14 protein-coding genes are annotated in these 12,848 nt (G+C 62.1%); 11 read left to right on the top strand and 3 right to left on the bottom strand.

The window, feature by feature from the left end; translation table 11 throughout:
* Positions 1-137 precede the first annotated feature (137 nt).
* Positions 138-1,550 (bottom strand): lytic transglycosylase domain-containing protein, encoded by a 1,413-nt coding sequence (locus A462_RS16340; protein ID WP_008435202.1) that lies wholly within the window; start codon positions 1,548-1,550, stop codon positions 138-140.
* A 98-nt stretch (positions 1,551-1,648) separates the two neighbouring features.
* Positions 1,649-2,416, bottom strand: a complete 768-nt coding sequence (gene gloB / locus A462_RS16345; protein WP_003207471.1) for a hydroxyacylglutathione hydrolase — start codon at positions 2,414-2,416, stop codon at positions 1,649-1,651.
* A 65-nt stretch (positions 2,417-2,481) separates the two neighbouring features.
* On the opposite strand from gloB, the gene A462_RS16350 reads away from it, so the two are divergent.
* The 3 genes from A462_RS16350 to dnaQ all read left to right on the top strand — a co-directional run bounded on the left by A462_RS16350 (position 2,482) and on the right by dnaQ (position 4,605).
* Entirely contained in the window at positions 2,482-3,240 is a 759-nt protein-coding gene (locus A462_RS16350) for a class I SAM-dependent methyltransferase (protein ID WP_008435200.1), read from the top strand.
* 101 nt (positions 3,241-3,341) lie between these two features.
* Entirely contained in the window at positions 3,342-3,794 is a 453-nt protein-coding gene (rnhA, locus tag A462_RS16355; RefSeq protein WP_003207474.1) for a ribonuclease HI, read from the top strand.
* A 70-nt stretch (positions 3,795-3,864) separates the two neighbouring features.
* Complete coding sequence (dnaQ, locus tag A462_RS16360; protein ID WP_162835175.1) at positions 3,865-4,605, top strand: DNA polymerase III subunit epsilon; 741 nt, start codon at positions 3,865-3,867, stop codon at positions 4,603-4,605.
* A gap of 3 nt (positions 4,606-4,608) precedes the next feature.
* On the opposite strand, the gene A462_RS16365 is transcribed toward dnaQ, so the two are convergent.
* Complete coding sequence (locus tag A462_RS16365) at positions 4,609-5,469, bottom strand: LysR substrate-binding domain-containing protein (RefSeq protein ID WP_003207477.1); 861 nt, start codon at positions 5,467-5,469, stop codon at positions 4,609-4,611.
* Positions 5,470-5,708: 239 nt separating this feature from the next.
* Here A462_RS16365 and A462_RS16370 point away from each other — a divergent pair, with 239 nt between their 5' ends.
* Genes A462_RS16370 through A462_RS16405 form a run of 8 tightly spaced genes read left to right on the top strand, consistent with a single transcriptional unit; the run spans position 5,709 to position 12,814 of the window.
* Entirely contained in the window at positions 5,709-6,545 is an 837-nt protein-coding gene (locus A462_RS16370) for a transporter substrate-binding domain-containing protein (protein WP_008435195.1), read from the top strand.
* Positions 6,546-6,548: 3 nt separating this feature from the next.
* Complete coding sequence (locus A462_RS16375; RefSeq protein WP_008435192.1) at positions 6,549-7,355, top strand: transporter substrate-binding domain-containing protein; 807 nt, start codon at positions 6,549-6,551, stop codon at positions 7,353-7,355.
* Positions 7,348-8,769 (top strand): FAD-binding oxidoreductase, encoded by a 1,422-nt coding sequence (locus tag A462_RS16380; RefSeq protein WP_008435190.1) that lies wholly within the window; start codon positions 7,348-7,350, stop codon positions 8,767-8,769. The genes A462_RS16375 and A462_RS16380 overlap by 8 nt, the downstream gene beginning before the upstream one ends.
* Positions 8,766-9,977, top strand: coding sequence for an aminotransferase class I/II-fold pyridoxal phosphate-dependent enzyme (locus A462_RS16385; protein ID WP_008435188.1), 1,212 nt, complete (start codon positions 8,766-8,768; stop codon positions 9,975-9,977). The genes A462_RS16380 and A462_RS16385 overlap by 4 nt, the downstream gene beginning before the upstream one ends.
* Positions 9,974-10,708: an amino acid ABC transporter permease gene (locus A462_RS16390; RefSeq protein ID WP_008435186.1), complete on the top strand. Its 735-nt coding sequence runs from the start codon at positions 9,974-9,976 to the stop codon at positions 10,706-10,708. Before A462_RS16385 ends, A462_RS16390 begins: the two co-directional genes overlap by 4 nt.
* Positions 10,698-11,390: an amino acid ABC transporter permease gene (locus tag A462_RS16395; RefSeq protein WP_003207487.1), complete on the top strand. Its 693-nt coding sequence runs from the start codon at positions 10,698-10,700 to the stop codon at positions 11,388-11,390. The genes A462_RS16390 and A462_RS16395 overlap by 11 nt, the downstream gene beginning before the upstream one ends.
* Positions 11,377-12,201: an amino acid ABC transporter ATP-binding protein gene (locus A462_RS16400; protein WP_003207489.1), complete on the top strand. Its 825-nt coding sequence runs from the start codon at positions 11,377-11,379 to the stop codon at positions 12,199-12,201. Before A462_RS16395 ends, A462_RS16400 begins: the two co-directional genes overlap by 14 nt.
* A gap of 16 nt (positions 12,202-12,217) precedes the next feature.
* Entirely contained in the window at positions 12,218-12,814 is a 597-nt protein-coding gene (locus A462_RS16405) for a cysteine dioxygenase (protein ID WP_008435185.1), read from the top strand.
* Positions 12,815-12,848 lie beyond the last annotated feature (34 nt).

Raw genomic sequence — 12,848 nt, 5'->3', positions numbered from 1 at the left:
TATGAACCGTACAGTAACAGCTTGTTCCGATTGGAAAAAGGCTGGCGCCGCAGGAGGGAGACTACAGGCTTGGATGGGGGTTGGCAGGGTGAAGAACAAAGGGGGAGCTGTTGCCAGTTCCCCCTCGTGTTTGCTGCTTAGCGCGGCCCGGAAACCACCAGCATCTGCCCAGGTTTCAGCGCCTGGCCAGTGCGTGGGTTCCAGCGCTTGAGATGTTGCATCTCGACGTTGAAGCGCTTGGCGACGATGTACAGCGAATCGCCTTTCTTGACCTTGTACTGCACCGGCTTCTTGCTGTCGGCCTTGGCCACCAGCTTGCGGGTGTCCTGCATCACCAGGGTCTGGCCGACCTTGAGCGCCTGCCCGTTGAGCTTGTTCCAGCGCTGCAGGTCATGTACATCGACCTTGTTGGCCTTGGCGATCAGCGTCAGGTTGTCGCCGCTGCGCACCTTGTAGTTGCGGGTGCGACCGGCAATGGCCTTGTGCTCAACGTCGTCGAACACCGGCTTTTTCGGGCGCATGCTCAGCAATTCTTCGGGCTTCATCGCCGAAAGGCTGCTGGCCAGCAACTGCGCCTTGGACGTCGGCACCAGCAAATGCTGCGGGCCGTCCAGGGTGGTGCGCTGTTTCAAGGCCGGGTTGAGCTGGAACAGTTCGTCTTCGTCAATCTCGGCCAGCGCGGCGACCCGTGACAGGTCCATGCTGGTCTTGATTTCTACCACTTCGAAGTACGGCGTGTTGGCGATCGGGTTCAGGTTGACGCCATACGCCTCAGGGGCCAGCACCACCTGGGACAGCGCCAGGAACTTGGGCACGTAGTCCTTGGTTTCCTGGGGCAGTGGCAGGTTCCAGTAGTCCGTCGGCAAACCGAGCTTCTCGTTACGCTCGATGGCCCGGCTGACCGTGCCCTCACCGGCGTTGTAAGCCGCCAGGGCCAGCAACCAGTCGCCGTTGAACATGTCATGCAGGCGAGTCAGGTAGTCCAGGGCTGCGGTGGTGGAGGCGGTGATGTCGCGGCGGCCGTCGTAGGCGCGGGTCTGGCGCAGGTTGAAATAGCGCCCGGTGGCGGGAACGAACTGCCACAGCCCGACCGCATCGCTGCGGGAATAGGCCATTGGGTTGTAGGCACTTTCAATCACTGGCAGCAGCGCCAGCTCCAGCGGCATGTTGCGTTCTTCAAGGCGTTCGACGATGTAATGAATGTAGAGGCTGCCGCGTTCGCCGGCGTTCTCGAGGAAGGATGGGTTGCTGGCAAACCACAATCGTTGCTGTTCAATGCGCGGGTTGACGCCTAACCCGTCCTGCAATTGAAAGCCCCGGCGCATGCGTTCCCAGACATCCTGGGGCACTTCCGGGCTTGGCTTCTCTGATAGCCAAAGGGGTTTTTGCTTGATCTTGGCGGTAAGGTTTGGCTTGGGTTGCACGGTGGATTGTGCGGCAAAATGGGTCGATTGGCAGCCCGCCAGAGTAGCGGACACAGCCACCGCCACGGCTTGAGCCAGGCGGGTCAATGCGTCTGAATGGTTGGTTTTACGAATAGATGACGACATTGGCTGGAAGTAAGTTCCGGGCAAAAATGTCGGGCGATTCTAGAAAGCGCGTGGGTTGCGGTCAACCATTCAGAAATTACGTACTAAATTCCGCGCGCTTAGAACGTATCTTTCCACGACCTCAAGCTAGCAAACACCTCACTCCCGGCCCGGTTATCGCGGCCATTCCGTTCGTCCGCTTTTTCTTTAACGGATGTTTCAGAGGTCCGCAGAAAAGGGTTGGTGCGTTTTTCCAGGGCCAAAGTCGAAGGCAATGTTATCTGGCCGTTCGCCCGCAGTTGCCGCACGTTCTCCACCCGTTCGGCGATATCCGCGTTATGCGGTTCCACGGCCTGGGCGAATTTCAGGTTACTTTGTGTGTATTCGTGGGTGCAGTACACCAGCGTGTTGGCCGGCAAGGCCGCCAGGCGTTCCAGTGAGGTGTGCATTTGCTGCGGGGTGCCTTCGAACAGGCGGCCACAACCGGCGGCGAAGAGGGTGTCGCCACAGAACAGCACGCCCTCGTGATAAAAGGCGATGTGCCCCAGGGTATGGCCGGGTACGGCAAACACCTCGAAGTCCCAACCCAGCACGTTGATGCGGTCGTTATCCTGGAGTGCCACGTCCCGCGCCGGGATCTTTTCATTTGCCGGGCCGTAGACCGTGGCGCCTGAAACACTTTTAAGTTGCTCGACGCCGCCGACATGATCATGGTGATGGTGAGTCACCAGGATGTCGCTGAGGGTCCACTCGGGATGCTGCTGGAGCCAGGCCAGCACGGGCGCGGCATCACCGGGATCGACCACCGCGCAGCGCTTGTTCGGCTGATCCTGTAACAACCAGATGTAGTTATCGGTGAAGGCGGGCAGGGCACTGATCTGTATCATTCTTTGATTCGCCAAGCTGAACACATTGGTGCATCTTAGAGCTTCTTGGCGCGTTGGAGAATGCAATGACTGATAAAGCGTTCGCCCAGGCCGATCCCGAGTGGCTGGCACTGATCGGTGCCGCCCGTGAATGGCTGTCCGGGCCTGTCGGGCAATTTTTACTGGATGAAGAACGGCGCATGCTCGAAGACGAGCTGGGTCGGTTCTTTGGTGGTTACCTGGTGCATTACGGGCCGTCGGCACAAACCCCGCCGTCGGCACCCCAGGTGCAACGCAATGTGCGCCTGGGGGCGCCGCTGCCGGGGGTTGAAATCGTCTGCGAGGAGCAGGCCTGGCCGTTGAGCGAGCATGCGGCCGATGTGGTGGTGATGCAGCATGGCCTGGATTTCTGCCTGTCGCCCCACGGTTTGCTGCGCGAAGCGGCCAGCAGCGTGCGCCCTGGTGGCCATTTGCTGATCATTGGCATCAACCCCTGGAGCAGTTGGGGCTTGCGCCATGTGTTCGCCCATGACGGGCTGCGCCAGGCGCGCTGCATCTCGCCGTCGCGAGTCGGCGACTGGTTGAACCTGCTGGGCTTTGCGCTGGAGAAACGCCGCTTCGGGTGCTATCGTCCGCCGCTTGCGTCTGCCAAGTGGCAAGGCCGGCTGGCCGGCTGGGAACGCAGGGCCGGTGCCTGGCAATTGTCCGGCGGGGGTTTCTACCTGTTGGTGGCGCGCAAGATCGTCGTTGGCCTGCGCCCGGTGCGCCAGGTGCGTCGCGAGCCGATGGGCAAGCTGGTGCCGATGCCGATGGCCAAGGTCAATCGCAAGCAGAGCGAACAGTAAACATACCTTTTTGATTTCAGGTCGAGCCTCTCGACCTCGGGCACTTGTCGGTCGATTATCGGCAACCCGCTTTGATGGATCCCGCTTTAATGGACAGTGAAATGACCGATACCGTAGAACTCTTCACCGATGGCGCCTGCAAGGGCAACCCCGGCCCCGGCGGATGGGGCGCCTTGCTGGTGTGCAAGGGCGTGGAGAAGGAACTGTGGGGCGGCGAAGCCAACACCACCAACAACCGTATGGAACTGATGGGCGCGATCCGTGGCCTGGAAGAGCTCAAGCGCCGTTGCGACGTATTGCTGGTGACCGACTCCCAGTACGTGATGAAGGGCATCAACGAGTGGATGGTCAACTGGAAGAAGCGCGGCTGGAAGACTGCGGCCAAGGAGCCGGTGAAAAACGCCGACCTGTGGCAATTGCTCGATGAGCAATGCAATCGCCACAACATCACCTGGAAATGGGTGCGCGGGCACATCGGCCATCCCGGCAACGAGCGGGCCGACCAACTGGCCAACCGCGGTGTGGATGAAGTGCGCGGCTACAAACAGAGCTGATGCCGTCTGACGTGTTAAGATCCCGCCCCTTGAAATGTACCAAACCGTTGAGAGCTGAACCCTGATGGCCATCCGATCTGTTGTACTCGATACCGAAACCACCGGCATGCCGGTGACCGACGGCCACCGGATCATTGAAATCGGCTGTGTCGAACTGATGGGCCGCCGCCTCACCGGCCGGCACTTTCACGTCTACCTGCAACCGGACCGGGAAAGTGACGAAGGCGCCATCGGCGTCCACGGCATCACCAACGAATTCCTGGTGGGCAAGCCACGGTTTGCCGAAGTGGCGGATGAGTTCTTTGAGTTCATCAACGGCGCGCAACTGATCATCCATAACGCGGCGTTCGACGTTGGCTTCATCAACAACGAATTCGCGCTGATGGGGCAGACCGACCGGGCTGATATTACCCGGCACTGCTCGATCCTCGACACCTTGATGATGGCGCGTGAGCGTCACCCGGGCCAGCGCAACAGCCTCGACGCATTGTGCAAACGCTATGGCGTCGACAACTCCGGCCGTGAACTCCACGGCGCGTTGCTCGACTCCGAGATTCTCGCTGACGTCTACCTCACCATGACCGGTGGCCAGACCAGTCTGTCCCTGGCCGGTAATGCCTCGGACGGCAATGGTTCGGCGGAAGGCTCGGGCAATCGTCCTTCGGAAATCCGCCGCCTGCCAGCGGATCGCCAGCCCACTACGATCATTCGTGCCAGCGAGCAGGACATGGCCGAGCATGCAGCGCGCCTCGAGGCGATCGCCAAGTCTGCCGGCGCACCCGCGCTGTGGACCCAATTGACCCAGCAATAACCTTTACCCCAGCGCCAGCCCCTGGCTGGCCCTGATCAGGTCATATGCCTTGCGCGCAATCGGGTTCGCCGTGTTCGGACGGATCCACAGGTAGTACGTGACCTCCGGCATCCTCGGCAATCCATCGTTTTCCCCCAATACCCGCATATCCGGCCCTAGCATCTCCATGCTCCGTGGGGTCACGCCGAGCCCTGCGCGGGTTGCCGCCTTGATCCCGATCAGGTTCGATGCCAGGTACGCCTGGCGCCACGGGATATTCGCCCGTTCCAGCGCCTCAAGGGCGTAGCGCCGATAAATGCTCGGCTCATCCACCAGAATCAATGGCAGCGGCTCGCTTGGCGAGTGAATGTATTGCGCCGAACAAATCCACCACACCGGCGAGGTGCGCAGCGCAAAACCCTCCAGGTTGGCATCGGCGCGGGTGGAAATCACCATGTCGACCTTGCCCCGGTGCAGGTCATCCATCAGGAACGGGCTGCGCCCGACGTCGATCTCCAGGCGCAGGCGCGGTGCCGAGCGGGCGATGTGGCTGAGGATCGGCGGCAGGATGGTGTCGGCGATGTCGTGGGGCGAGCCGATGCGCAGTACGCCGCTGAGGCTGCTTTCCCGCAAGGAATTGAGTGCATCGTCATTCAGCGAGAGCATCTGCCGCGCATGCCGCAACAGCTGCATCCCGGGTTCTGTCAGTTGTTTTTGCCGGCCACGTTTTTCAAACAGGCTGACGCCCACTTGTTGTTCCAGGCGCTGCATATGCTGGGTGACGGAAGATTGTGTGCGTGCCAGGTGAGTGCCGGCTTCGGCAAAGCTGTGGTGGTCGACCACGGCGATAAAGGTGCGGAGCAGTTCAAGATCGAGGGTCGACATGGCCATTCCAGGGCGTTTTTATATCAAGGGTGCGAAGATAAACATTACAGATGTTTATGTTTTGTCGCGCCGGGTTTTTACGAGGGCTAATGAATTCGAGTATATGGCCAAAAGTCAGCGCGTCCATATACGGGAAGTTATAACGATATTAGATATTTGAATTTCCGTTAGCCCGGCACTCTCCCTAGCATGCCCCCACATCAGGTCGGGGTACGCCGATCGCTAATGAGGGGAGTTCCATGGGGTTTGTGCGCGCGGCGGTAAAACGAAGGTTGCCTGTGGTCCTGGGCGCGTTGATCGCCCTGGGCGGCAGCGCAGTGGCTCAGGCCGATGCGACCCTGGACAAGATCCAGCAGCGCCATGTGCTGGTGGTCGGCGTGCTGCTGTCTGGCGGGCCGTTTGGCGGCATCGACCCCACCACCCAGAAGCCCAGGGGCTTGAACGTCGACCTGGCCAACGAGCTGGGCCGTCAGTTGGGCGCCGAGGTGCAGCTGGTGCCGGTATTGCCGGCCAACCGTGTGCAGTTCCTGCAACAGGGCAAGGTCGACCTGCTGATCGCCAATATGGAATGGACCGCCGAGCGTGGCGAGATCCTCGGGTTCGTGCCGACGCCGTTCTACAAGATCGGCGGCACTGCTGCCGTACTCAAGGACAGCAAGATCACCCGCTGGGAAGATCTCAAGGACCAGCCGGTGTGCACCTCCCAGGGCAGCAGCTACGTCAAGCCGCTGACCGAACTGGGCGCGCAGATCAAGGCCTTCAAGAGCTCTTCGGAATCCCTGCTGGCCCTGCGCGGCAACAACTGCGTCGCTGCGGTGCATGACTCCACCCTGGTCAACCCGCTGATCAACGACAGCGCCGAATGGAAGGATTACCGCACCCTCAGTCCCGAGCTGAACCCGGCGCCATCGGTAATCTGGACCCGCCGTGGCGAGAGCGACACCCAGGCCAAACTCGACCCCATCGTCAAGGACCTGCACCGCAGCGGCTGGCTGATCGAAGCCCAGACCCGCAACCACATCACCCCGGCGTCCCCGGCGCTGGTGGAGTTGCAGAAACAGTTCAAGGGCGCCTGACACATGACATTGAGAACCCTGACTGCCTTGGCCCTGGCACTGTGCGCCAGCCTGGTCCACGCCGACGCCACCCTCGACAAGATCCAGCAACGCCACGCCATCAGCGTCGGCGTGATCCTCAGCGGTCCGCCGTTTGGCACCATCGACCCCAAGACCGGCGAACACCTGGGCTACAACGTCGAACTGGCCAAGGGCCTGGGCCAGGCGCTGGGTGTGGAGACCAGGACCGTTTCGGTACTGGCGCCCAACCGCGTGCAGTTCCTGCAACAGGGCAAGGTCGACGTGCTGATCGCCAACATGCAGTACACCGACGAACGCGCCGAGATTCTCGACTACGTGCCCACGCCCTATGAAGAGGTCGGCGGCGCGGCGTTGATCCGCAAAGGCGCCGGCATCACCCAGTGGGCCGACCTCAAGGGCAAGCCGGTGTGCGTGTCCCAGGGCAGCAACTTCATCAAGCCGTTGCAGGAAACCTACGGCGCGCAGATCAAGGCGTTCCGCAGCCAGTCCGAATCTTTGCTGTCGTTGCGCGGCAATGGCTGTGTGGCGGCGGTGCACGTCAGCCCGACCATGCACGCGCTGCTCGGCGATGCCGAATGGTCCGGCTACGAGATCCCGTTGCCGGGGGATTTGATCCCGTCCAAATCCGTGATCTGGATCCGCAAAGGCGAACACGACACCCAGGCCAGGCTCGACGCCATCGTGCGCGACTGGCATCGCAGCGGCTGGTTGATCGCCCTCGGCGAACGTACCGGCATGGCTCCGTCCCAAGCCCTGCGTGATCTGCACGAGCAGTACAGCCATGAGTGAAGCGCTATTCGCCACCCTGCAACAACTGCTCGGCGCCGCCCATGTGCAGCGCAGCGAAGACGCCGCCCAGTACCTGACCGACAAACAGGGCCGCTACACCGGCCAGGTGATCGCCGTGGTGCACCCGGCCAACACCGAGGAAGTGGCCGCCGTGGTGCGTGCGTGTGTCGCCCTGGAAGCGCCCATCGTGGTCCAGGGCGGCAACACCGGCCTGATGGCGGGTGCAACACCGGATGCCAGCGGCCGCGCGGTATTGTTGCTGCTCGACCGCATGACCCGGGTGCGCGTGATCGATACCGACAACGACACCCTGACCGTCGAAGCCGGCTGCATCCTGCAAAACATCCAGGACGTGGCCCGTGAAGCCGATCGCCTGTTTCCATTGAGTCTGGGCGCCGAAGGCAGTTGCACCATCGGGGGCAACCTTGGCACCAATGCAGGCGGCACCGCCGTGCTGCGTTATGGCAACACCCGCGAGTTGACCCTGGGCCTGGAAGTGGTGACCGCCGAAGGCGAAATCTGGAATGGCCTGCGAGGGTTGCGCAAGGACAACACCGGCTACGACCTGCGGGATTTGTACGTGGGCAGCGAAGGTACCCTCGGGATTATCACCGCCGCGACCCTGAAGCTGTTCCCGCTGCCCAAGGCCCAGGCGACAGCGCTGCTGGCGTTTGACGAGTTGGCCCAGGCGGTGGCGTTCCTGTCCCATGCCCGCGCCGGTTTTGGTGCAAACCTCACTGCATTCGAATTGCTCAGCGCCGATTGCCTGGCGTTGTTGCGCGAGCAATTTCCCGAGGGCCCGCAACCATTTCTCAACGCCAGTCAACCCTGGTTTGCCTTGCTGGAGCTGTCGGATAACCACGGTGAAACCCACGCCCGCGAAGCCTTCGAAACGGTCCTCGGTGAAGCCTTCGAACAGGCACTGCTGGCCGACGCACTGATCGCCGAAAGCCTGGCGCAAAGCGAAGCGCTATGGCTGCTGCGGGAGAACATGAGCGAAGCGCAGAAGCGTGCCGGACGCAATATGAAGCACGATATCTCGGTGCCCATTTCGCAAATCGTCGCCTTCGTCGCCCATACCGATGCGCTGTTGCAGACGCATTTCCCCGGTGTTCGCAACTTCACGTTCGGGCACCTGGGGGACGGCAACCTGCATTACAACGTGGCCCATCCGCTGGATTCAACGGTTGACGAGCACATGCGCAACTACGCCGAATTGAGCTTGCTGGTACACGACAGCGCCCATGCCCACGGCGGCTCCATCAGCGCCGAACACGGGATTGGCCAGCGCAAGGTCGGCCTGCTGGGCCGCTACAAAAGCCCGGTGGAACTGGACCTGATGCGCCGCATCAAGCAGGCCCTCGACCCGAAAAACCTGCTCAATCCCGGCAAAGTCCTGGAGGTCCAGCCATGACCGTTCGCCTGTCCAAGCGGGTGCAGCGCGTGTCGCTGTCGGCCAATGCGGCGGCCAAATCCCGCGCCACGGAACTGCGTGACGCCGGTCGCGACATCCTGGACCTGACCACCGGCGAGCCGGATTTCGATACCCCGGAGCACATCAAGCAAGCCGCCTGCGCAGCCATTGCTGCGGGCGCCACCAAGTACACGCCGACACCCGGGGTAAAAGCCTTGCGCGTGGCCGTGCAGCGAAAACTGGCCGAAGAAAACCACTTGGACTATTCGCTGCCGAATATCGTGATCGCCAACGGCGCGAAACAAATCATTTTCAACGCCTTCGCCGCAACCCTCGACGACGGCGACAAAGTGCTGGTGCCGACGCCTTACTGGCCGTCGTTCCCCGACAGCGTGCGCTTCAACGGTGGCGAGCCGGTTTTTATCGAGTGCGGGCTGGAGCAGGGTTGCAAGCTGCTGCCCGCCCAGCTGGAGCAACACATCAATCAACGCACGCGCTGGCTGATCCTTAACGGCCCGGGCAACCCGAGCGGTGCGTTGTATGGCGAGGCTGAACTGCATGCGCTGGCCGAGGTGCTGCGTCGCCATCCCCAGGTGCTGGTGCTGCTGGATGAACTCTACGAACACATCCGCTTCGACGGGCGCCCGGCCCAGAGCCTGCTGAACGTTGCGCCGGATTTGCAGGACCGTTGCCTGCTGGTGGGCGGCGTGTCCAAGACCTACGCCATGACCGGCTGGCGCATCGGTTTCGGCGCCGGGCCGCAGGCCTTGACCCATGCAATGGCGGTTGTTCAGTCGCAATCCACCTCCGGTGCTTCCTCCGTGGGCCAGGCTGCTGCATTGGCTGCATTCACCGGCGGGCTGGGCTTTTTGGCCGAGCAGGTAGCGGCCTATCAACTGCGCCGGGACCTGTTGATGATGGCCCTCGGCACCGTCGAGGGCCTGGAAGTACTCGAACCCCAGGGCGGCTTTTTCGTGTTCGTGCGTTGCGCCGGTTTGCTTGGCCGCTATCGCCCGGACGGTCAGCGCCTGAACGATGATGGCGATGTCGTCGCGTACTTGCTGGAGGAGGGCGTCGCCGGAGTAGCGGGCAGTGCCTACGGCCTGTCGCCGTGGTTTCGCCTGTCCATCGCCACGGCGACCGACAGCGTGGCCGAGGCCGGCCGCCGTATCGCTGTCGCCTGCGGCAAGCTGCGGGGCGTCGAATGAGTCATTGGCTGGAGCTTTTTGTGCACTGGGCCGCCGGTATCGGCCTCAACTACAGCTTTCTGCTGGATGCCTATCAGCGCGGCACCCTGGAGCAGGGCGCGCTGACCACCGTGCTGTTGTGCGTGTTCACCATCGTCGGCAGTTTGCTGGCGGGGATCAGCCTCGCGGCGCTGCTGACTTCGGGCAATCCGTGGCTGGCCAAGCCGGCGCGGGTGTTTATCGAAGTGACCCGCAACACGCCTACGCTGGTTCAGCTGTACTGCGCATTCCTGGTGTTGAACATGCTGCTGACCCAGGCCGTCGGCGCGGCCAACCCGCTGACGCCGTTTGCCTGGGTGGTGATCGTGATTTCGCTGCACAAGGGCGCGTTCCACGCCGAAGCCCTGCGCGCCGGCATCGAGGCGGTGCCCGCCGTGACCCTGGAAGCCGCCAGCTCCCTGGCGTTCAGCAGCCGGCAATTGCTGTGGAATGTGCAGTTGCCGTTGGCCCTGCGCTTCGCGCTGCCGTCGCTGATCAACAACCTGATCGACCTGGTGAAAATGACCGCCGTGGCCTCGGCCATCGCCGTGGGCGATATCACCTACGCCTCGATCATGATCTGGACCCAGAGCGACAACGTGCTGGAGCTGATGATTCTGATCCTGAGCTTTTTCGGCTTGCTGAGTTTTACCGTCAATTGTGTGGGGCGCTGGCTGGAAGCGCGCCTGAGGATGCCCGGCTATGGCCATTGATTCATTCCCGGTGCTGTCGGCGTTGCTGCAATGGTCGCCGGCGCTGGTGACTGGTTTCGGCCAGAACATCCTGATCAGCCTGGTGGCGATTGGTCTTGGTTCGCTGCTGGGCCTGATGGTGGGCGCGTTGGCCCTGTCACCCCTGCGCCTGCTGCGGTTGCCCGCGCGGATCTGGGTGCAGGTTTTCCGCAATGCACCGTGGCTGGTGCTGATCTATTTCACCACCTACGTGTTCCCGTTCGAGATCCATATCGGCAGCAGCTACGTGTCGTTCCCGGACTGGGTCAAGGTGACGATTGGCCTGGCATTGCCGGCCAGCGCCAACGTGGCGGAGATCTTTCGCGGCGCCATCGGCTCGATCCCCAGCACCCAATGGGAAGCGGCGCGCTCACTGGCATTCACCCGCGGCCAGATATTCAGCTCGATCATCCTGCCCCAGTGCTTCAAGCGCATGTTGCCGCCGTGGATGAACCTCTACGCGGTGGTCACCATGGGCACCGCCCTGGCGTCGCTGGTGGGCGTGCACGACGTGATCGACACCGCACAGATCGCCAGCAACACCGTGAACATGACCGGCTTTACCGTGGTGATCTACCTCAGCCTGTTGGTCCTGTTCTTCGCCTACTGCTACCCGATTTCCCGTTTGACCCAACGCCTGGAGCGCCGTTATGCCTTCTATTGAACCCCTGGTCAGCCTGCGGGATTTGCAGCTGTCGTTCGGTGACAACCGGGTGCTCAAGGGCATCGACCTCGACGTGCATCGCGGCCAGGCGGTGTCGATCATCGGCCCGTCGGGCTCGGGCAAGTCGACCATCCTGCGTTGCATCACCGGCCTGTTGCAGCCTCAGCGCGGCACCATTCGCGTGGGCGAAACCCGGGTCGATACGCTGACCCAGGAAGCCCAGCGCATCGAGTTGCGCAAGCGTGTGGGTTTTGTATTCCAGCAATACAACCTGTTCCCGCATTTGTCCGTGCTGGAAAACCTGGTGATCGCCCCGCGCAAGGTGCTCGGTCGCAACCGTGCCGATGCCGAGAAAGATGCCCGGGCGCTGTTGGCCAAGGTGCGCATGGAGCACAAGGCCGATGCCTATCCGGGCCAATTGTCCGGCGGCCAACAGCAGCGGGTGGCGATTGCCCGGGCGTTGGCGATGCGCCCCGAGCTGATCCTGTTCGATGAAGTGACCTCGGCCCTGGACCCGGAAACCGTCGGTGAAGTACTGACGGTGATTCGCGAGCTGACCGAAGAAGGCATGACCTGCGTGCTGGTGACCCACGAAATGCGCTTTGCCGAAGAGATCAGCGACATCGTCTATTTCACCGAAAACGGCGTGATCGTCGAGCACGGCAGCGCCGAGCAGATCTTCCAGCGCCCCACCAGTGAACGGACCCAGGAATTCCTGCGCCATGCCTTGGGCGATCCCGGCCGTCGGCCACCGATCGCCAATGATCCGTACCTGTTGACCAACCTGAGCCGCTACACCCTGTCCGTCTAACAAGAGGAACCTCGTCATGAGTACCGCAAACCGTGCCGCCGTTATCGAAGACTTCCTGCAGCAGATCCGCGTCATCAACCAGCGTGGCGTAGACCGCGCGGCCCTGGTGGAAATCGTCGGGCTGCTGGAAACCCTGGCCGAGCGCCGGGACCTGTTCAACTTCAGCGAATTCCCCGCGCCGGTGCCGGGCCAGGGCAGTACCGCGTTCCGCTATCGCCTGAACGACGACGGCGACACGCCCACCCTGTACCTGAACTCGTTGCTGCCGGGCAAAAGCACCCTCCCGCACAACCACGAAACCTGGGCGATCATCAGTGCCGTTGAAGGCCAGGAAATCAACTACGTGTATGGCCGCAACGATGAAGGGCGTGAGGAAGGCTTCACCACCCTGACCCTTGAGAAAGAAGTCGTCGTGCAGCCGGGCACCTCTATCTCGTTCCTCGGTGAAGACCTGCACGGGATTCGCGTTGAGGGTGAGCAGGCGACCTTGCATTTCCACCTGTACGGCTTGCCGCTGGAATCCCTCAATGGCCGTTATGGCGTTGAAGCAGACGGCCGGATCCTCAACTACAACGCCTCGCAGATGGCGCCTTCAATCCGGGCCTATTCCTGAGCACAACACACATCAAATGTGGGAGCGGGCTTGC

It is taken from the genome of Pseudomonas sp. Ag1 (genome assembly GCF_000278565.1).
GTDB lineage: Bacteria > Pseudomonadota > Gammaproteobacteria > Pseudomonadales > Pseudomonadaceae > Aquipseudomonas.
This window is presented reverse-complemented; position numbering and strand designations above follow the sequence as displayed.